General features: G+C 61.4%; 18 protein-coding genes. 8 read left to right on the top strand and 10 right to left on the bottom strand.

The window, feature by feature from the left end; translation table 11 throughout:
* Positions 1-90: 90 nt before the first annotated feature.
* From nadX to J2129_RS01480, 4 genes are all read left to right on the top strand, one after another.
* On the top strand, positions 91-852 hold the full coding sequence (gene nadX / locus J2129_RS01465) for an aspartate dehydrogenase (protein ID WP_209628929.1): 762 nt from the start codon (positions 91-93) through the stop codon (positions 850-852).
* Positions 849-1,742 carry a quinolinate synthase NadA gene (nadA, locus tag J2129_RS01470; protein ID WP_209628931.1) on the top strand — a complete coding sequence of 298 codons (894 nt, stop codon included), beginning with the start codon at positions 849-851 and terminating at the stop codon, positions 1,740-1,742. Before nadX ends, nadA begins: the two co-directional genes overlap by 4 nt.
* A 5-nt stretch (positions 1,743-1,747) precedes the next feature.
* Positions 1,748-2,581 carry a carboxylating nicotinate-nucleotide diphosphorylase gene (nadC, locus tag J2129_RS01475; protein ID WP_209628933.1) on the top strand — a complete coding sequence of 278 codons (834 nt, stop codon included), beginning with the start codon at positions 1,748-1,750 and terminating at the stop codon, positions 2,579-2,581.
* Between the two features lie 102 nt (positions 2,582-2,683).
* A complete protein-coding gene (locus J2129_RS01480) occupies positions 2,684-3,709 on the top strand; it encodes a HEAT repeat domain-containing protein (RefSeq protein ID WP_209628935.1) in 1,026 nt (341 codons plus the stop codon).
* Here J2129_RS01480 and J2129_RS01485 read toward each other — a convergent pair.
* The 5 genes from J2129_RS01485 to J2129_RS01505 all read right to left on the bottom strand — a co-directional run bounded on the left by J2129_RS01485 (position 3,696) and on the right by J2129_RS01505 (position 8,050).
* Positions 3,696-4,148: a universal stress protein gene (locus J2129_RS01485; protein WP_209628937.1), complete on the bottom strand. Its 453-nt coding sequence runs from the start codon at positions 4,146-4,148 to the stop codon at positions 3,696-3,698. The genes J2129_RS01480 and J2129_RS01485 overlap by 14 nt on opposite strands.
* A 7-nt stretch (positions 4,149-4,155) precedes the next feature.
* Positions 4,156-5,433: an ArsB/NhaD family transporter gene (locus J2129_RS01490; protein WP_209628939.1), complete on the bottom strand. Its 1,278-nt coding sequence runs from the start codon at positions 5,431-5,433 to the stop codon at positions 4,156-4,158.
* 188 nt (positions 5,434-5,621) lie between these two features.
* Positions 5,622-6,896 (bottom strand): ArsB/NhaD family transporter, encoded by a 1,275-nt coding sequence (locus tag J2129_RS01495; protein ID WP_209628941.1) that lies wholly within the window; start codon positions 6,894-6,896, stop codon positions 5,622-5,624.
* Between the two features lie 11 nt (positions 6,897-6,907).
* Positions 6,908-7,453: a universal stress protein gene (locus J2129_RS01500; protein ID WP_209628943.1), complete on the bottom strand. Its 546-nt coding sequence runs from the start codon at positions 7,451-7,453 to the stop codon at positions 6,908-6,910.
* Between the two features lie 60 nt (positions 7,454-7,513).
* The gene (locus tag J2129_RS01505; protein WP_209628946.1) at positions 7,514-8,050 is read right to left on the bottom strand and encodes an archaemetzincin family Zn-dependent metalloprotease; all 537 of its coding nucleotides are present in this window, start codon (positions 8,048-8,050) and stop codon (positions 7,514-7,516) included.
* A gap of 15 nt (positions 8,051-8,065) precedes the next feature.
* Between J2129_RS01505 and J2129_RS01510 the strand changes: the two genes are divergently transcribed.
* Positions 8,066-8,476, top strand: a complete 411-nt coding sequence (locus J2129_RS01510) for a UPF0146 family protein (protein WP_209628948.1) — start codon at positions 8,066-8,068, stop codon at positions 8,474-8,476.
* 383 nt (positions 8,477-8,859) lie between these two features.
* On the opposite strand, the gene J2129_RS01515 is transcribed toward J2129_RS01510, so the two are convergent.
* Positions 8,860-10,251 carry a replication factor C large subunit gene (locus J2129_RS01515; protein ID WP_209628950.1) on the bottom strand — a complete coding sequence of 464 codons (1,392 nt, stop codon included), beginning with the start codon at positions 10,249-10,251 and terminating at the stop codon, positions 8,860-8,862.
* Between the two features lie 144 nt (positions 10,252-10,395).
* Between J2129_RS01515 and J2129_RS01520 the strand changes: the two genes are divergently transcribed.
* The 3 genes from J2129_RS01520 (at position 10,396) to J2129_RS01530 (ending at position 12,541) form a co-directional block, all read left to right on the top strand.
* Positions 10,396-11,403 (top strand): methanogenesis marker 2 protein, encoded by a 1,008-nt coding sequence (locus J2129_RS01520; RefSeq protein ID WP_209628952.1) that lies wholly within the window; start codon positions 10,396-10,398, stop codon positions 11,401-11,403.
* Complete coding sequence (gene mtxX / locus J2129_RS01525) at positions 11,400-12,152, top strand: methanogenesis marker protein Mmp4/MtxX (protein WP_209628955.1); 753 nt, start codon at positions 11,400-11,402, stop codon at positions 12,150-12,152. The genes J2129_RS01520 and mtxX overlap by 4 nt, the downstream gene beginning before the upstream one ends.
* Positions 12,153-12,334: 182 nt before the next feature.
* Positions 12,335-12,541, top strand: coding sequence for a histone (locus J2129_RS01530; RefSeq protein ID WP_209628957.1), 207 nt, complete (start codon positions 12,335-12,337; stop codon positions 12,539-12,541).
* Between the two features lie 1,569 nt (positions 12,542-14,110).
* Here J2129_RS01530 and hisB read toward each other — a convergent pair.
* Genes hisB through J2129_RS01550 form a run of 4 tightly spaced genes read right to left on the bottom strand, consistent with a single transcriptional unit; the run spans position 14,111 to position 17,525 of the window.
* Entirely contained in the window at positions 14,111-14,689 is a 579-nt protein-coding gene (gene hisB, locus J2129_RS01535; protein ID WP_209628960.1) for an imidazoleglycerol-phosphate dehydratase HisB, read from the bottom strand.
* Positions 14,686-15,396, bottom strand: a complete 711-nt coding sequence (hisA, locus tag J2129_RS01540; RefSeq protein WP_209628962.1) for a 1-(5-phosphoribosyl)-5-[(5-phosphoribosylamino)methylideneamino]imidazole-4-carboxamide isomerase — start codon at positions 15,394-15,396, stop codon at positions 14,686-14,688. The genes hisB and hisA overlap by 4 nt, the downstream gene beginning before the upstream one ends.
* A 6-nt stretch (positions 15,397-15,402) precedes the next feature.
* Entirely contained in the window at positions 15,403-16,266 is an 864-nt protein-coding gene (gene hisG, locus J2129_RS01545; RefSeq protein ID WP_209628964.1) for an ATP phosphoribosyltransferase, read from the bottom strand.
* Between the two features lie 53 nt (positions 16,267-16,319).
* Complete coding sequence (locus tag J2129_RS01550; RefSeq protein WP_209628966.1) at positions 16,320-17,525, bottom strand: methionine adenosyltransferase; 1,206 nt, start codon at positions 17,523-17,525, stop codon at positions 16,320-16,322.
* Positions 17,526-17,580 lie beyond the last annotated feature (55 nt).

A 17,580-nucleotide genomic window follows, 5' to 3' on the forward strand; every position in this document is an offset into this window, starting at 1 on the left:
CCCCCCATATCAGTCTGCAGACTGCGGCCGCAGAGGGCGCCAGATCCCCCCGGCACAATGCTTAACCCCCCTTCCACCTATCATATACAGATGCTCACCATAGGTCTGCTGGGGTGCGGCAATATCGGGAATATCATAATTAAAAATCATGTAGGAGTCGATATTGTTGCCCTCTATGACCAGATGCCCGGACGCGCAGAGGAGGCTGGGAAACTCTGCGGCGCAAAGGCGTTTGGAAATATCGAAGACTTTCTCAATGAAGACTACGATATCGTTGTCGAAGCAGCTTCGATCGCCGCTGCTCAAAAATATGCCGCATCGGTTCTTGAACACGGGAAAGACCTTGTCGTCATGAGCGTCGGGGTCTTTGCAGACGAGCCCTTCAGGCACGAGATCACCGGGCTTGCCACCTCCCTCGGACAAAAGATCTATATCCCGAGCGGGGCGATCTTCGGGCTCGACAACCTCAAGATCGGGCAGGTCTCAGGGATCACCAGACTCCTGCTGCGCACGACCAAAAACCCTCGGTCCCTCAATATCGAAGAGTGCACCGGACGCACGTGCCTCTTCTCCGGGATGGCGAACGAGTGCATCAAGCACTATCCCAAGAATACCAATGTCTCGGTCGCCCTCGAACTTGCCGCCGGCAGAGATGTCGAGGTAGAACTCTGGGCCGACCCTGACATCGACAGGAACGTGCACGAGATCTTTATTGAAGGGGACTTTGGCGAGGCGACGATCACGGTGAAAAACCGTCCGAGCCCAGATAACCCGGCGACGAGTTACCTTGCCGCGCTCTCGATCGTGACCCTGCTCAAGAACCTTGGCGAACCGATGAGAGTGGGAACATGATACAGGATGAAATACAGAGACTCAAAGACGAACAGGGCGCGGTGATCCTCGCCCACAACTACCAGATCCCTGAGGTCCAGGAGATCGCCGATTTTGTGGGCGACAGCCTGGAACTTGCGATCAAGGCCAAGGAGGCCACGGCCGACGTGCTGATCTTCTGCGGGGTCGAGTTCATGGCCGAGACCGCCAAGATCCTCAACCCTTCAAGGAAGGTCATCCTCCCGGTGAAGGAGGCCGGGTGCCCGCTTGCCGACTGTCTCACTCCTGAGATGGTCCGCGAGGCAAAGGCCCGTCATCCCGGGGCCGCCGTGGTGCTGTACGTCAACTCGACGATCGAGTCGAAGGCCGAGGCCGATATCACCTGCACCTCGGCAAACGCCGTCGAGGTGGTGCGGTCCCTTGCCGAGACAGAGGTGCTCTTCGGGCCTGACGCCAACCTGGCGCACCATGTCGCCGCCCAGGTGCCGGAAAAGGAGATCATCCCCCTTCCCGCGGACGGGCACTGCCCGGTCCATCAGGAGTATACCCTCGCCGACGTCGAGGCCGGGCATGCACGGGGCGATGCCGTGGTCTGCCACCCCGAGTGCGATCCAGAAGTGCAGGAGGCCTCTGACCTCGTCGCCTCGACCGGAGGGATGGCCAGACAGGCGCACCTCCACCAGCAGTGGACGGTGCTTACCGAGAAGGGGATGGCCTACCGTCTTGGCCGCCTCTTCCCAGACCGCACCTTCCATGCCGTCGAGAGCATCGTCTGCGAGGACATGAAGCGCACGACCCTCGAAGATGTGCGCAGGGCCCTCCAGACCGGGGAGTACGAGGTGACCCTTGACGAAGCGGTTGCCGGGCGTGCCAGGAAGGCCATCGAGCGTATGATCGCGCTCAGGGGATGAGTGAGATGACCGTCGACCTTGCGCACCTTCTCTCGTTCCTGGAGGAGGACGCTCCCTTCGGGGACATCACCTCTGAGGGCGTGGTGCCTGCGGACGCCGTGCTCGCCGCGGCGGTCAGGACGCGGGAACGCTGCGTCATCGCCGGACTTGAGGAAGGCGTCGCCCTTTTTGGCCACCTCGGGGTCGACGCCGAGCAGACGGTCGAGGACGGGGCCGAGGTCGACCCTGGCGCGACCGTGATGACGGTCTCAGGCCCGGCCCGCGCCGTGCTCCTGGGCGAGCGCACGGTCCTCAACATCATCGGGCGGATGAGCGGGATCGCCACCGCGACGAGGGCGGCGGTGCAGGCCGTGGAGGCTACAGACCCGCATCTCAGGGTCGCTTCCACCAGGAAGACGGCGCCCGGGCTCAGGGGGCTCGACAAGAAGGCCGTGGTCCTCGGCGGCGGGGAGGCCCACCGCCTCTCCCTCTCCGACATGGTCCTCATCAAGGACAACCACCTCGCCCTTGTTGGGTTTGAGGAGGCGGTGCGCCGGGCACGGGCCTACACCCTCTATCATAAGGTGGAGGTCGAGGTGGAGACGGCAGAGGATGCCGTCACTGCGGCGAGGGCCGGGGCCGACCTGGTCCTCCTCGACAACATGGACCCCGCCGCGGTCGCCGCGGCGGTCGAGGCACTCAATGCCGCTGGCCTGCGCGACCGCGTCCTTGTCGAGGTCTCTGGCAGGATCACCCCTGAGACCGCCCCGGACTATGGGGGCACCGGGGCCGACCTCGTCAGCATGGGTGCCCTGACCCACACGGTCAGGAACGTCGATGTCGGGCTTGATATCGTCTGAATAGGCATATATGGGGGCGCGCGCATCCCGTCATAGCAGGGCGTGGCGGGAAGTTTGATATGATTTCACACCGTAGTGATTAACTCATTTCAGGATTGGAGCATGGGAGCACATATTCGGGACACCAATAGCCGGGATGGTGAGATAGAGGAGTCTCTGGAAGAAGAGATCGATGGGCTAGTCCTTGATCTCAAGGATCCGAATCTCGCTGTCCGATGGGAGGCCGTTGCCTCTCTCGTGGAGATCGGAGCACCTGCTGTCCCGCGGCTCATTGAAACCCTCCAAGACCGGAACAAGTACGTACGGTGGGGTGCGGCCGAGGCCCTCGGCAAGATCGGGGACGAAAGAGCGGTCGCCCCTCTGATCAGGGTGCTGAACGATCCGGATAAGGACGTCAGGTGGAAGGCGGCGATCAGCCTTGGCGGGATGCAGGCGTCTGGGGCGGTCTGTGCCCTGATCAGGGCACTCAGGGACGAGGACCCCGACGTCAGGTGGGGGGCCGCGACCGGACTTGGCGAGATCGGCGACCCCAGGGCGGTGGAGTACCTCCTTGACGCCCTCGAAGAGAAAGACGGGCCTGACGGCCGGGACGGGATCGTCTTCGCCCTTGGCGAACTGGGCGACCGCCAGGCGGTCGCCCCCCTCATCACGGCCCTGGACGATCCGAACTATGAGATCAGGTTCGAAGCGGCGAAGGCCCTCGGCAAGATCGGAGATCCAGAGGCCCAGAAACCCCTCATCGCCCATCTCAGGGACAGGAGCTGGGAAGTGCGACTTGTCACCGCGGAGGCGGTCGTCAGGATCGGCGGGGCCGACGTGATCGAGTCGCTCCTTGCCCTCCTCACCGACGACGCTTCCGACGTGCGGCGGGCGGCCGTCGAGATGCTCGGGGAGATAGGGGAATCCCGTGCGGTCGAACCGCTTGTCGCTGTACTCAGGCACGACGAAAAGTGCCGATATGAAGCAGCCGAAGCCCTGGGAAAGATCGGGGACGCCAGGGCCTTTGCCCCGCTCCAGCAGGTCTATGAATTCTGCGACCCCTGTGTGCGGGTCGCGGTCCTCAACTCGCTCACGGCGATCAGGATGAAAAATAGGAGTCTTGCTGACCTCTCGGTCAGTGGACAATAAGCACCGGGGCCGTGATCTCCCCGCAGATCTCGCCGAGAGTGCTGCCCAGTTGCAGCCGCCCGGTTCGGCCGTGGGCGCCCATCACGACGAGTGAATACCCGCCTGCGTTGATCTCGCCGGTGATCTCCTCTTTTCTACTCCCTTCGGCGATCCTGGTGGTGCACTGGCACCCTTCCTCGGCGCAGTAGAGTTTAAGGGCCTCGAGTTCGCCCTTGATGCTCTGGTGCATCGAGTCCCAGATGTTCTGCTCATAGGTCCCGATGATGTCGCACTTGTTGCTCTGAGTGCAGTAGTTGAAGGCCATCACCCGCGCCTCCCGCCGGTCCATCACAGAGAGGAGAACGATCTCGGCGTCTTTTTTCCGCTTTGCAATTGAGACGGCATGGAGTGCCGCCTTGTGGCCCCATTTGGAGCCGTCGATGAGTGCCAGTATCTTCATATCATCATCACCACATGAAACGCATCCAGAGGAGGCCGAGGCCGACCGCTACACTCAGGACGAGGACGATCATCCCTATTTTCATGAATTCGATGAACGTGATATTTATTCCTTCCCGCTCGGCGACCCCGAGGACCACCACGTTTGCCGAGGCCCCGATGGCGGTCCCGTTCCCGCCCAGGCATGCGCCAAGCGAGAGGGCCCACCAGAGCGGTCCGACATCCATCGCCGTACCCATGTCATGGATGAGAGGGATGAGGGTGGCGGTGAGCGGGATGTTGTCCACGAAGGCCGAGGCGATGGCAGAGAACCAGGCGATGATGATCATCGCCTCGCCGGTGGTGTGGACATGGCTGACCACGAACTCTGCGGCCTGGCCGATGAGCCCGGTCTCGACGAGAGCGCCGACGATGATGAAGAGCCCGCCGAAGAAGAAGAGGGCGGGCCACTCGATCTTTTCCAGGATCTCGTCGGGCGGCACGCGGCTCCAGAAGAGGAGGAATGCCGCACCGGTCATGGCCACCACCGCCGGCTGGACTCCCAGCTGGTCGTGCACAAAGAAGAGGACGACGACCATGAGGATGGTGACCACCGACTTGATGAAGAGCGTGCGGTCCTTGACGGCTGCATGCTCGTCCAGGCCTTTGAGAGTCTGGACGATCGTCTCCATCGCCTCTTTCCCGACGGCGATCTTCTTGCGGTACAGGAGGGCCAGGAAGAGGATGACCACGATGAAATCGACGACAACGATCGGCCCCATGGTAAAGAGGAAGTCGTTGAAGCCAAGTCCTGCGGCCGACCCGATCATGATGTTTGGCGGGTCGCCGATGAGCGTCGCCGCCCCGCCCACATTGGAGGCAAAGATCTCGGTGAGGAGGAAGGGGACCGGGTTGAGCCCCATCACCTTCGCGATGTACAGGAGCATCGGGGTGAGGAGGAGGACGGTCGTGACATTGTCCAGGAAGGCGCTTGTCACGGCGGTCACCAGGGCGAAGAGGATCAGTACCCGCATCGGACTGCCCTTCGAGAGTTTGGCGGTCTTGATCGCGATGTACTCGAAGAGTCCGCTCCCGCGCGCCGTGTTCACGATGATCATCATCCCCATGAGGAGAAAGATCGTGCCAAGGTCGAGGTACTCCGGGATCTTTTCCCAGGGGACGACCCCGACAAAGACGATCACCGCGGCGCCGGCCATTGCGGCCACGGCACGGTGGATCCGTTCGTCGATGATCAGGGCGTAGGTAAAGAGGAAGACGGCGATGGCAATGAGTTCTGGGCCGGTCATGGCGTCGTCTCCTCTGACGGTGTAGTGTGCGCGTAATATGCCTTACGTTCTTGTTCTATCGTTGTGTATGCCTCCAGCAGAAGGTTGGTCCTGAGCAGAGGGGGCGACACGGCGCCACCCTCTGGTGAGTTGCAGTGATCTGTTGTCGCTCTCGCTACATCAGTTTTGCGAAAAAGAGGGTCCCGTCCTCATGTGAACATGAGGAGGAGCATGCCAAGGCCGACGGCCACGGTCACGAAGAGGATGAGCATCCCCATCTTGAGGAAATCCATGAAGGTGATGGTAATCCCCTGGCGCTCGGCGATCCCGATGACCACGACGTTTGCCGAGGCGGCGATGGCGGTCCCGTTCCCGCCCATACATGCGCCAAGCGAGAGGGCCCACCAGAGCGGTTCGATCTCCATCGTCATCCCCATGTCCTGGATGAGGGGGATAAGGGTGGCGGTGAGCGGGATGTTGTCCACGATCGCCGAGGCGATGGCAGAGAACCAGGCGATGATGATCATCGCCTCGCCGGTGGTGTGGACATGGCTGACCACGAACTCTGCGACCTGGCTGATAAGCCCGGTCTCGACGAGTGCGCCGACGATGATGAAGAGCCCACCGAAGAAGAAGAGGGCGGGCCACTCGATCTTTTCCAGGATCTCGTCGGGCGGCACGCGGCTCCAGAAGAGGAGGATCGCCGCACCGGTCATGGCCACCACCGCCGGTTCGACCCCGAGTTCCCCATGGATGAAGAAGAGGAAGACGACCAGGAGGATGGTGATCACCGACTTGTTGAAGAGCGAACGGTCCTTGATCGCCGCCCGCTCGTCCAGGTTGTCGATGACCCCGGCGATCTTCTTCTGTTCCTCAGGCTCGACCTTGAGCTGTTTGCCGTAGATGAAGTAGAGCATGACCAGCACGATGGTCATATCGACAAGGGCGATCGGTCCCATGGTCATGAGGAAGTCGTTGAAGCCGAGTCCTGCGGCCGATCCGATCATGATGTTTGGCGGGTCGCCGATGAGCGTTGCCGCCCCGCCCACATTGGAGGCAAAGATCTCTGAGAGAAGGAAGGGGATCGGGTTGAGTTTCATCACCTTCGCGATGTACAGGAGCATCGGGGTGAGGAGGAGGACAGTCGTGACATTGTCCAGGAAGGCGCTCGTCACCGCCGTTACGACAGAGAAGAGGATCAGCACCCGCATCGGGCTGCCTTTCGCGAGTTTGGCGGTCCTGATCGCGATGTACTCGAAGAGTCCGCTCCCGCGCGCCGTGTTCACGATGATCATCATCCCCATCAAGAGGAAGATCGTGCCGAGGTCAAGATACTCGGGAACCTTTTCCCAGGGGACGACCTGGGAGAAGGTGATCACCGCAGCGCCGGCCAGCGCCGCTACGGCACGGTGGATCCGTTCGTCGATGATCAGGGCGTAGGTGACGAGAAATACTCCTATTGCGATGAGTTCTGCTTCTATCATGGCTGATATCTCTAATAAACAATGATCGGGACGTCAGCGGTCTGGGCAAGTTTGAGGGTGACCGAACTCAAGGGCGAGATCTCGGTCGTCGAGGCCCCGTACTGTTTCGAGACCACGAGCATGTCATGTGTTCTCATGAGTTCGTGGATATTCTCGTATTTTTTCCCTGAGAAAAGTCTGCTCTTCACCGGGAGCCCTACAGACTCGAGGTCTGAGACGGCCCGCGCGAGCAGTTCTTCGCCGAAGGCTTCGCGTTTCTGCTTGAAGTCCTGGATCACCGTCTCGTCGAGGCTGTCCTCGACGATCCTGATCACCTCCATATCGATGATATAGACCAGCGAGACGGTGGCCCCCTCATAGGTCGAGAGGGTCTCGTACAGGGCCGGTGGGATCTCTTTTACAAAGTAGTCGAGAGGCATGAGGATCGACCTGACCTCAGGGACCACGGCCTCCTCTTCGGTGAGAAGGAACTCACGGTACTCCTTTACGACGGTATCGTACCGCCTCCCAGCCACGTCCTTGAACTTTCTCTGAATCAATGAAGTAAAATACCCCATTAAAATACCCCACTGCGATCCAGAGATAGTATGATAGGTGTGACTTTAACCCTTCTCCCTTCAGTTGCCGGTCAGGTAGGCGAGGTGTGAGCGGCAGGCCGGGCAGAGATTCATCCGTTTTCTGTCCAGTTCGTCGAGGGTGGCGGGTTTGAACATCACGCATTCGGGGTTATCGCAGTGTTCGAGCCCGAGGAGGTGGCAGATCTCGTGGGCCCCCTCCTTTGCCGTCCGGTCGGCGAGGTCGTCGAAGGAGGAGGGGCGTCCGTAGTAGGAGTTGTCCAGGCGGGCAAGGGAGACGACGGCGCACCCGGTGGAGGGTCTGGCCAGCCCGAAGACGAAGTCGCACCCGTCGATGAAGAGGTCGTGGGTGACGACGAGGAGGGCGGGGTCGCGGCAATTGGTCCGGCGTTTCATGAAGAGGACGCGTTCGAGGACGGCGCGGGCGTCATACTGGTTGCGTTCCGGGTGATAGCCGTTGATCAACCCTTCTGCATCCGCATGATCGAGGGGGGTGCCGAGGACCAGTTCGATCCGCCGTCCCACCGGCAGGTGCATGCCGGTCGGAACCTGGTGGTCCCAAATAAGTGTGACGCCCATGATACCTAGGTATTCGTGGCATCTGAGTATAAACGTATTGAAGGCTGTATTGCAGAGTATATTGCCAGAAATTATCGGGATGTCGTCGAGGTCGGTATCGGAAGGAATCCTGACGTCGCAGTACGGTGCTGCCAGGCAGGGTTGCGGGTGCGGGCGACCGACATCAGGGACCCCGCGCCGGTGGTAGGGGTGGAGACGAGGAGGGACGACGTCTTCTCCCCTGACCTTCCCTGGTATGTGGGGGCCGACCTTGTCTATGCAGTGAGGCCAGGGGTCGAGATGGTCCCGTCCCTCATCGCCCTCGCACAGGCATTAGGGTGCGACCTCCTCGTTTATCACCTGGGGGACGAGGTCTACCTGGACGGGGGCGAGCGGATCGAGTGCGGCGGGGTCAGGCTCCACCGGTATTGTCGCGCCCTGAAGTGACTGCGGAGATCTTTCTGGTTCTGTAGAATCGGGCATGAACCGTGGGTTCACGCATATGGGATGAAAACTTCTTGTCACGTGGTCTCTCTTTTTCAAGCCTGAAGAGCAGGGGGCGCGGCTCCCCCGGCCCTCCGGGAACCACGATGAAATCGGGAGGGCAGAATAGATGACCATGACGAGTGCGTTGCAGTCCACGACCTCTCGTGTGGCGGGGGGTTTGGGGGGTGGCCAAGCCCCCTGCCAGAGAGATTCAACGAGAGAATATCTCCAGAGCCCGGTGTGGGGATGAACAAGGTTCCTTGATCTCATGCCTTCCTCCGCCTCCGGCGCAAGATACCTATTCTCCCTGCATAATAGGCGAGGGGTTTTCCAGAGCCCCTCAGTTAAAATGCATCGAAGAGCGTGGCCTGGTTCACCTTGGGCTGTGATTTTTCTTCGGGCACCGGGGGGTCTTCGCGGGCTTTGGCCTCGGCCTTCTTCTTCTCTTTCTCTATTTTCTTCCTCTCCCTCTCTTTTTCCTTCTCTTTCTTCTTTCGCGCTCTCTCGGCGGCCTTGAGTTCTTTGATCACCGCTTTTGAGCGAGGTTTGTCGTGGAGGAAGAAGTTCAGTTCGTCGGCGTCGAAGACGAGCGTCTCCGCATAGAGGGCAGGGTCCTCCTCGATGAGGTGGGTGATGAGCGGGAGATACTCTTCCCTGATGGTGTGCTGGGGGAGGGAGAGGGCATGGGAGAGTTTCTGCATCACCGAGGCGCGGATCGACTTCTGTTTGCGCCCGCCGCCCATCCGCCGCCACCGCGCTGGGGGCATCAGTCTCCCATGGGCCCCCGCCCCGCCGGCGGCCTCCTTGACGCCGAGGATCATCATCGCCCTGGCATATTTCCAGAGCGCGAAGTACTGGCGGCGGCGGGTGAGCCCGAGCCATTCGTCGGCCCGCGCCAGCGGGGTGTACGCCCGCGTCTCGGCCTCAGGGCGCTGGAGGGTGTGGAGGTTCCCTTCCAGCCACTGGAGGACGGTCCCTGGATCCTCGTCCACCTCCCAGCCAAGTCTGTCCAGTTCGGTGTCTGACTTTCTTCCTGCATAGGTCGAGGCGACAAGGTCGAAGATCGTCGACCGCTGATCTTTCTGGCTGGTGTGAACGTCGTCGGCGCCGACCTCCTGCTTGCCGAGGGCCGAGGCATAGAGCATGTTGACGGCGGCGCGGATGTCGCCCCCGGCACTCTGGGCGATCGCCATGAGGGCGTCCTGTGAGCAGGAGACCCCCTCGCACCGGCAGATCTCCCTGAGCCGCGGCACGATGGAGCGGGCCTGGATGGCCCTGAACTGGACTGGCTCGCCGATGGCCCGCAGTTCCTTCGGGAGGCCGTAGAGGTCGTTGGCAATGAGGATGATCGGCTGGCAGGAGTGCCTGACGATCTCGATGATCGCGCGCGCCCCCCCCCGGTCGGCGGTCCCGTGGAGGTTGTCGGCCTCGTCGAGGAGGATCAGTTTGCGTTCGGCGCCGAGCAGGCTTGCCGTGGCGCTCGAGGTCCCGGCCACCCGTTCGAGGACACCCCTGGTCCGCTGGTCGCTTGCATTCAGTTCGACGACCTCCCAGTGCAGGTCGCGTGCCAGGGCGTGGGCGCTCGAGGTCTTGCCTATGCCGGGTTTCCCGTACAGGACGAGGGGCGGGCTTTCCCTCGTCCATGACCTGGCCCATTCGTAGACCTGGCGCACGGCTGGTCCGTTCCCGACAAGGTCCCGGAGACTCTGTGGGCGGTACTTCTCGGTCCAGTCCATATAGCAGGATCATAGGGCCGGGGATCTCAAATATTGAGTGGTATGGTCTACGGCCCCGGGTGCATGAGCCCCTGGCGAGCAATCAAATACATTATCTTTGATGAAAAAGAGTACCATACAAGCTTACAGGATGTTGGTGTTATCGTGGTAGACAACTGTTCCCCCGATTCGGTCGCCAGATCGGTCCGGGAATACGAGGGGGTTACGAGAAAACGCGCGATCGGCGAGTTGATCGAGAATCTCAAGATCAATGACCAGCCCGACGTCGTTGCGTCTTATGGGGAGGACGCCGCCGTGATCAGGCAGGACGGCATGGCCCTCCTCCTGGCAGCAGACGGGATCTGGAGCAAACTGATGGAAGCCGACCCCTTCTGGGCTGGATATTGTGCGGTGCTGGTGAATGTGCACGATATCGCTGCAATGGGCGGGCGGCCCCTGGCGATGGTCGACGTCCTCTCGTTCACCGACGGGAAACTCTGCAATGAGGTGACGAGGGGGATGCAGGCGGCGTCCGCGCAGTTCGGCGTCCCGATCGTGGGCGGCCATCTCCACCCCGACACCCCGTACTCGGTCATCGATCTTGCGATCATGGGTTCGGTGCCGGTCGACGATGTCATCTATTCGAGCACTGCGGAAGCTGGGGACCGGGTCGTGGCGGCGATCGACCTCGACGGCAGGGTGCATCCTTCGTGTATCCTGAACTGGGACTCGGCGACGATGCGGTCGGCCGAGGAGGTGCGCCGCCAGATCGGGGTGATGCAGGAACTTGCCAGGCGTCACCTGGTCACGGCGGCCAAGGACATCTCCAACCCCGGGGTCATCGGCACCCTGGGGATGCTTCTTGAGACCTCGAGGAAGGGGGCCGAGGTGGAACTCGACGCGATCCCGCGCCCTGACCTGAAGGAGCATGGGATCACCTTCGAGCACTGGGTGCGGATGTACCCCGGGATGGGTTTCATCATGACCTGTCATGACGAGCACACCGACGAGATCTGTCGGCTCTTCGAGGAGGCCGGGATGACGGCGCAGCCGGTCGGGTGGGTGAATGACTCGCACACTCTCTCGGTCTCGTATGAGGGGTCCACGACCTCGGTCTTCGATCTGGAGACCGAGGGGATTATGCGGATCATCGACGCCACAGACCTGGTATGAGCATCGGGATCGGGGCTGGCGCCGACCCGGAGAAGGTCGCCGCGAGTGTCAGGAAGGTCGGAAACCGTCTGCAGGTCGTCTGTTACTGTTGCCCTGGGGCGATGGACGGTCTGGGGGTCGAGACACGTGAGAGCGAGTGCCCCTGGGAGATGATGGTCGACGACCTCCTGGCCGGGCGGATCGAGGGGGCGGTGCGGGGCACCCTCCCGGCCAATGAGACGCTGCGGTGCCTGAAGGCAGGGTGCGGTGTCGATCATCTGGAACGGGTTGCCCTTTTAGAGTCGGCGAATGGTGTCCAGTTCCTTTTTGCCCCGGTGGGGGTGGACGAGGGATGGACGGTCGCCGAGAAACTTGCGTTTGTCGAGAAGGCGCGGCCGATCGCGCGTGCGTTCGGGCTCTCGGCGGGCGTCGCCGTTCTTTCTGGCGGGCGGTACGGCGACGTGGGGCGCCACCAGGCGGTGGACCGGTCGCTTGCCGATGCCGAACTGGTCGCCCGTCTGGCAGGGGCAGAACACTGCGAGGTCCGCATCGAAGACGCGGTGCAGGAGTGCGGGGTGGTCATCGCCCCAGACGGGATCACGGGCAACCTGATCTTTCGCACGCTCACCTTCCTGGGGGGGGGAGCGGGACATGGGGCGCCGGTGGTCAATATTGGGCCGATCTTTGTAGATTCTTCGCGCGCCTCTCCCGACTACTCAAGCGCTCTTCTCCTTGCCTCGTCGATGATAAAATCTGAAAGATCTGAGTAAATCTCTTTTTTTGGCTTAAAAGTCCTTTAAATCGCTTTGATTGGTTTGGCTCTTTTCCTTCACCTAAACCGTGTGTGAACCTGAATTCCCTCTCCAATGTCATATTGAAAGCCATAATAGCCGGTTCAAGTGGAAAGGTTTAAATACTCTTCGAGGAACTGATAATTTAGAGGTAATTGGACATGGCAGACTTACCAATTGCAGCGGTTGTCAGAATCGCTAAGAAGAATGGTGCTGAGAGAGTTGGCAGCGATGCAGCGGCGGCCCTTGTTGCAAAGGCCGAGGCATACATCGCTACCCTGACCAAGGAAGCCAACCGTCTCGCCCAGCACGCTGGTCGCAAGACGATCAAGGAAGAGGATGTTGAACTCGCGGCAAAGTCCGCCTGAACTCCCCTCTTTCTTTCCTTCGCGTTTCTCAGACGCGTTGCTGTTTTTCGCTGCTCTTCTGATGGTCGATTCCATGGGCTCGCTCCTGTTCTGGTTGGGACGGCCGGTTGTGTAGAATCAAACACGAACTCTTCTCCTACACATACGCGGTTGAAAATTCTCGTTAGTAACCAGTGTGTGGATCCGTGCTCCCTCTCTGGAGCAGGACACCAGATGGGACCACACTTCATCGCCACCTCGCCTTATCCCTATCTCTGTGGGGGGTCCGGTCCGTCCGGGGGGCACTTCTGATCACCACGTCTTCCCACACCCCCAGGACGAAGATAGGAACAGGAATAAAGAGGTTCGATCATTCAGGAGATGTATCTGGATCTGTGTATCACTCTTGAAGGAATCTAGTGTCAAGTCAAGAACGAAAAGTCGTCACCACGATGCAATAGATCGAGAGATCTCTCTCCTCGCGTGAAGAGAACGTAGGTCGCGCCACTATCCTCTTCATGTTCACGCCCCTGCCTTCCCCCCCCCTCTCGTCATCCTGGGGTGGGGGTCAGGGGGAGCCGCGTCCCAGGGGTGAGGGGGTGGGAAGGGACGTTGATCAACTGTGTCGCCCCCACAAAAAAACGAAAAAATTGTTGTCACTCTCTCGCGCCGGCGGGGAGACCCCCCGGACCCCCCCCCCACGACAGAGATAGGGGTGGGGCGGCGACGAGGCGGCGATCCCGCTCCCTGCCCTCTTGTGAAGAGTGTGATCCGCGGCATCCAGGTCGGACATTTGAGTGATGACACGACAATAGTGAATTCAACCCATTCTGGAAATCTTCGCGATTTTTTTCATGGAGGTCATCCCAACACTCTCCCGCCCTCCCCATCCCAGAAGATAGCAATTAGATGTGGTGGGGCGATCCTCCTCTCTTCGGTGTGCACCCATGCGTTCATGCCTTCCCACATATTCGCGCTGGGGACTCTGCCCCCTGGCCCCGGGATGGCGATCGGGTCTGGAAGGCGGAGCAATGATTGTGAAGACAGGGTGCGATCCCCCGCCACTCTTCATCGGCGGGGGGTCAGGGAGGCGTGCCGCCCCCCCCCCTAGAGAGATAAATATCCTGAGGTTTTCTACAGGGCCTATGGGGTTTCACCTCATCACTTCTTTGTAGCGAAATAAAACGTATCTGTGGGCCTCTCACGCCATACGCCCTATGGGCTCTGCCGCTGGATCTCTGGGGTATGAGGTAGGAAGATGTCTGTGATGCTCCTGAAGAGAGGCTTCCCGTCTTCCTCGCTCTCTTCTGCGGGGGTCTGGGGGGCGCACGCCCCCGGTGCAGAGAGTTTTAGAGTTTCGGGTAGATCCTTCTCTCTTCCTTATCCCAAGCATGCCAGAACCGCCTTCCTCCATCTTCGCGCCAGGGACTCTGCCCCCGGGCCCCCGGGATGAAGGTAGGGCCGGGAAGGCACACTCAATCGCCATAAAGAGCGTAATGCCGTCCCCCACCAAAGATAACTGTCCAGAGGATTTCTACAGAGCCCATCCCTGCCGAATTCAACAAAGCCAAAAAAAAGTATCTCAGGGCCTCACAGCGTGCCCTTGGTGCTCGGCACGCCCTGCCGCCCGTCCTGTGCGACCGCCTTCCTGAGGGCGACGCCAAAGCCCTTATAGATCGCCTCGGCGATGTGGTGGTCGTTGCGCCCGTAGAACCTGACGTGGGCCGTCACCCCGGCCTGGATGCAGAGACTGTAGAAGAAGTGTTCGAAGAGCGTGGTGTCGATCCTGCCGACCGCCGGCGTGTTGAACGACCCCGTGAAGACCAGGTAGCCCCGGCCGCCGACGTCCAGGGCGACCGTCGCGAGCGCCTCGTCCATCGGGATCGAAGCGTCGGCGAAACGCGTGATCCCGGCACCGTCGCCGACCGCCTCCTTCAGCGCCGCCCCGAGGACGATCCCGACGTCCTCGACCAGGTGGTGGGCGTCCACCTCCAGGTCGCCTTCTGCCTCCACCTGCAGGGCAAACCCGCCGTGCTTTGCAAACGACCCGAGCATATGATCGAGGAAGGGCAGGCCTGTCTCGACCCTGCTCTCCCCCTCGCCCTCCAGGTCCAGGGTGAGGGCGATTTTCGTCTCCTTCGTCGCTCTCTGAATGGAACTTCGTCTCATCGTGCCGCCTCCAGTGCCTCTTCAAACGTGATTTTTCCATTGTACAGCGCCGACCCGAGCACCACGCCCGCGACCCCCAGGTCGCGCAGCGCCCGCACGTCCGCCGCGCTCGTCACCCCCCCGGCCACGACCACCGGCAGGGAGGTCCGCTCCAGGAGACGTGCGACCGGTCTGGTCTCGATACCCTGGCAGAGCCCTTCGACCGCCACATTGGTGAAGAGGAGCGAACCCGCCCCGAGCATCTCGAAGCGTTCCGCCCAGGCAAGATAGTCGCCGGCCTCCTCCTGCCAGCCTTCGATGACCACCGCCCCGCCCCGTGCGTCGACGCCGGCCATCACCTGCTCAGGCCCGAACTCCAGGGAGAGATCGCGGACGATCTCGGGCTCGCGGACCGCCACCGTACCCAGGATCACCCGCCCGACCCCGGTCTCCAGCCAGGCGCGGGCGTCCTCGCGGCTCCTGATCCCACCGCCGAGCTGCACAAAGACCCCGGTCTCCTCGACCACCTCGCGGATCATCTCGGCATTCGCCCGCGCCGACCCGAAGGCCCCGTCCAGGTTCACCACATGGAGCGCCTCGGCCCCCGCGTCCAGCCAGCGGCGTGCATTCTCAAGCGGCGTCCCGAAAGTCCGCGCACTCTCCCGCTTCCCCTGGACCAGTTGCACGCACTGCCCGCCCAGGATATCGACTGCCGGAAAGACCATCATAGGCGATCAGGGGATCATCCGCTCGATCGGCATCACCAGGATATCGCGCGCCCCCGCCTGCTTCAACTGGTTGATGAGCTGGTACACGCACTCCTCGGCCACGACCGCATGGACCGCGACCAGTCCTTCCTTCGAGGCCACGTCCATCACTGTCGGCCCGCCCAGGCCAGGGAGCACCTGCTCGATCGCCGTCAGGGCCTCGCGCTGGGCATTCATCATCAGATAACACTGCCCCTTCGCCCGCACCACGCTCTCCAGGGCCAGGAGCACCTCATGGACCTTCTCCCTCTTCTCGGTGAGGGCCTCCTTGCTTGCGATCACCCCGGTGCTCGACCTGAGCACCTCGGCGATCACCCTCAGCCGGTTGGTCTTGAGCGTCGTCCCTGAACTGGTCAGGTCCACGATGGCGTCGGCGATCCCCAGGTACGGCGTCGCCTCACAGGCCCCCCCGACCGGGACGATCGTCACCGAGACCCCGTGCTTCTCAAAGAACGCCCTGGTGATGACCGGAAACTCGGTCGCCACTCTCTTCCCGTCAAGGGCGGCGACCCCGGTCACCGCCGAGTCCTCGGGCACGGCCGCCACCAGGGTGGCGCCCCCCATCTTGAGGTCAAGGAGTTCTTCTACCTCTGAGCCTCGCTCCATCACCATGTCGTGCCCGGTGATCCCGACGTCCGCGGCGCCGTTGGCCACATATTCTGGAATATCGGCAGGACGGGCAAAAAGCACCTCGATCTCAGGGTCCACGGTCCTGGCGACGAGCTTGCGCTCACCGGTCCCGACCAGATGGATCCCGCTCTTCTCCACAAGTTCACGGACCGGCTGAGCGATCCGCCCCTTGTTCGGTAATGCCAGGCGGATACAGGTCATATCTTCCTCCTGCAGGTCGTACCTGCAAAAAATAATTGGATGTTCAAAAAATCTTAGAAAGTCTTGAGTTCGCCCCTGATGACCTTCTCGGTCACCCCGGCGATGTCCTCAAGCCCGGTGTCGATGATCGCCTCGACCGCCGGCGTGACCTCGGTGAGATCGACGCCCTGCTGCGGGATGATCTGGACACTTGCCACCAGCGGCTGGTCGATCGGATGACCGATCTGGGAGAGGAGCCTGATATAGATCTCCTCGATCCCGTCTACCTCGGCGACGCAGGTGGTGCCGAGGTGCGTGGCGAGGAGGTTGTAGATCTTACCGATATGGTTGATCGGGTTCTTCCCGCTCGTCGCCTCCATACTCATCGGGCGGTTGGGGGTGATCAGCCCGTTGCACCGGTTGCCTCTGCCGACCGAGCCGTCGTCGCCCATCTCGGCCGAGGTGCCGTTCACCGTCAGGAACACGCTCCCGCTGGCGATATCGTCGGCGGTGTTGATATGCACCCTGGTCGTGCGCCCCGTGAACCGGGGGGCAATCTCCTGGATGCTTTCTTTCAGTTTCTCGACCGCCTCGGCGTACTCACCGATGTCTGAGAGATAACGGTCGACCATCGCTACCGCAAGGGTGAGGGTGATCTCGTCGCCGTCACGCAGCCCCATCACCTTCACGTCGGTCCCGACCTCGGGGTGGCGCGGGCGGTAGACGGTGTCGATATAATCTGAGACCCCCTTGACCAGGCTCTCGGCCTCGCTGAAGGGAGCGTGGCCCACACCGAACGAGGTGTCGTTTGCCCGCATCACCCTGGTGCCCCCGCAGGTCTTGAAGACGTCCCGCAGGTCGGTCGACCCCGCCCCCATCCGACAGTCGACGATGATGTCGCGCTCCATATTCATGATGGGGATGATGCTCTTCACATAGGCCCTGGCCGCCTCGACCGCGATGGCGTCGGCCGGGATATTGACTCCGTCAAAGACCTTGGTGGCCCGTCCGGTGAGAAGCGCATAGATCGGCTTGACCACCTTGCCGCCGCCAAAGCAGGGGATGGACTCGCCGGCCACGATCTCGCCCTGGTCGGTGTTGTGGTGGAGGTACACCCCGCACTCATCCATATACGCCCGGCAGAGCGCCCGCGAGACCGCCTCAGCGATCCCATCGGCGATGCTGTCAGGGTGGCCGATGCCTTTTCGCTCGACCAGTTCGATCTGTTGTCTCTCGATAGGGGTCTGTTCGATCTGCTCTACCCTGATATTCCTGATCATAATAACCCTCACTCTTCTGAATAGTAAATAAAATGCTTGGGCATCATTTAACCAT

Origin of the sequence: Methanofollis sp. W23 (assembly GCF_017875325.1) — an archaeon.
GTDB lineage: Archaea > Halobacteriota > Methanomicrobia > Methanomicrobiales > Methanofollaceae > Methanofollis.

Coding starts and splice junctions, on each gene's coding strand:
- J2129_RS01495 (WP_209628941.1), bottom strand. CDS start 6,896: ATGATAGAAGCAGAACTCATCGCAATAGGAGTATTTCTCGTCACCTAC.
- nadC (WP_209628933.1), top strand. CDS start 1,748: ATGACCGTCGACCTTGCGCACCTTCTCTCGTTCCTGGAGGAGGACGCT.
- J2129_RS01485 (WP_209628937.1), bottom strand. CDS start 4,148: ATGAAGATACTGGCACTCATCGACGGCTCCAAATGGGGCCACAAGGCG.
- nadA (WP_209628931.1), top strand. CDS start 849: ATGATACAGGATGAAATACAGAGACTCAAAGACGAACAGGGCGCGGTG.
- J2129_RS01550 (WP_209628966.1), bottom strand. CDS start 17,525: ATGATCAGGAATATCAGGGTAGAGCAGATCGAACAGACCCCTATCGAG.
- hisA (WP_209628962.1), bottom strand. CDS start 15,396: ATGATGGTCTTTCCGGCAGTCGATATCCTGGGCGGGCAGTGCGTGCAA.
- hisG (WP_209628964.1), bottom strand. CDS start 16,266: ATGACCTGTATCCGCCTGGCATTACCGAACAAGGGGCGGATCGCTCAG.
- hisB (WP_209628960.1), bottom strand. CDS start 14,689: ATGAGACGAAGTTCCATTCAGAGAGCGACGAAGGAGACGAAAATCGCC.
- J2129_RS01500 (WP_209628943.1), bottom strand. CDS start 7,453: ATGGGGTATTTTACTTCATTGATTCAGAGAAAGTTCAAGGACGTGGCT.
- mtxX (WP_209628955.1), top strand. CDS start 11,400: ATGAGCATCGGGATCGGGGCTGGCGCCGACCCGGAGAAGGTCGCCGCG.
- J2129_RS01530 (WP_209628957.1), top strand. CDS start 12,335: ATGGCAGACTTACCAATTGCAGCGGTTGTCAGAATCGCTAAGAAGAAT.
- J2129_RS01490 (WP_209628939.1), bottom strand. CDS start 5,433: ATGACCGGCCCAGAACTCATTGCCATCGCCGTCTTCCTCTTTACCTAC.
- J2129_RS01515 (WP_209628950.1), bottom strand. CDS start 10,251: ATGGACTGGACCGAGAAGTACCGCCCACAGAGTCTCCGGGACCTTGTC.
- nadX (WP_209628929.1), top strand. CDS start 91: ATGCTCACCATAGGTCTGCTGGGGTGCGGCAATATCGGGAATATCATA.
- J2129_RS01480 (WP_209628935.1), top strand. CDS start 2,684: ATGGGAGCACATATTCGGGACACCAATAGCCGGGATGGTGAGATAGAG.
- J2129_RS01505 (WP_209628946.1), bottom strand. CDS start 8,050: ATGGGCGTCACACTTATTTGGGACCACCAGGTTCCGACCGGCATGCAC.